This is a genomic window from Kitasatospora sp. NPDC054795 (assembly GCF_053611565.1).
In genome coordinates, this window is the sequence record NZ_JBSHAP010000309.1 from 1 (window position 1) to 1,171 (window position 1,171).

1 protein-coding gene is annotated in these 1,171 nt (G+C 80.5%); it reads right to left on the minus strand.

Translation table 11 applies throughout. The features are described 5' to 3' along the window. Positions 1-393, minus strand: a 393-nt coding sequence (locus ACWGJO_RS41655; protein ID WP_452190979.1) for an ArsR/SmtB family transcription factor, incomplete at its 3' end; no start/stop codon positions are given. Positions 394-1,171 lie beyond the last annotated feature (778 nt).

Here is a 1,171-nt window from a genome sequence, read left to right on the forward strand (position 1 = left end):
GCGGCGCACCGCGCGGGCCGCGCGCGCGAAGGGCTGCGGCGCGGTGGCACCGGCCGGGGCGGCGCCGTCGTCGTCGCCGTCGCGGCGGGCGGGCAGGTCGTGGGCGATCAGCGCGGCCTCGGTGAGCAGCCCGCGCACCTCGGTGGCCCGGTAGAAGATCCGCGTCCCCTCCCGGCGCGCCACCACCAGCCCGGCCGCGCGCAGCTTCGCCAGGTGCTGCGAGGTCGCCGACACGTGCGCCCCCAGCAGTTCGGCCAGCTCACTCACCGGCAGCTCCCGGTGGCTCAGCGCCCACAGCAGCCGGTACCGCGACGGGTCCGCCACCGCCTTCAGCACCGCCACCGCCCGCTCCGCCGCCTCGGCGTCCCAGGCCTCTTCCCGCGCACCACCCATACAGGGATCGTACCGACGCCCGCGGCCCGCCGACCCGCCCCTCGACGATGGCACCGGACGGGCCAGGGCGTGTCCGATGGGCCCTGTCGGATCAGGGAGCGGCGGCGGGGCGCGGGCATCGCGGCCTGGAGGTGGGGCACCTCCAGGCCGCCGGGCCCGGGGCGCCCCCCCCCCCCCCGCAAACTAACCAGAGCACCCCCCCCGACCCCCCCCCACGCCCCCGGGGGCCGCGCGCGGTTGCCCGAGGGCCGTTGCGCGGGGGGGGGCGGGGGGGCCTGGGATGGTGGGGGCCGGGGGGGGGGGGCGGGGGCGGCCCGGCGTGGGGGGGCGCCCCCCCGCGCCCCCCGGGCCGGGTGCGCGCCGCGCACCCGGCGAAGGTCCGCAGGACACGCCCCGGCTCCGCCACCAGCGCCCCGGAGGGCCTCGCGGCGTTCCCGGAGGCCGTTCCAGCCGGGCGTGGAACCGCAGGTCAAGGGGGGTGGAACCGTTCCAGCGTCCCGGCTCGGCGGGGAGGTCTGGCGGGCCGGCCGGGCGACGGAGCAGAGTCCTGCCCAGCGGTCGGCGCCGACGGCCCGCCGCCTTCTTCGCCTCCTTCATCCGCAACCGTCTCGGGGGAACCTCCATGTCCGCTCGCCGTGCCCTGTTCGTCCCGGCCGCCCTCGCCCTGGGCGCCGCCCTCACCCTGACCGCCTGCGGGCCGGACGGCGGCGACGCGGCCCAACCCGCGAAGCCCACCGGGAGCATCGCGGCCGGCACCGCCCCCGGCACCGCGGCACCC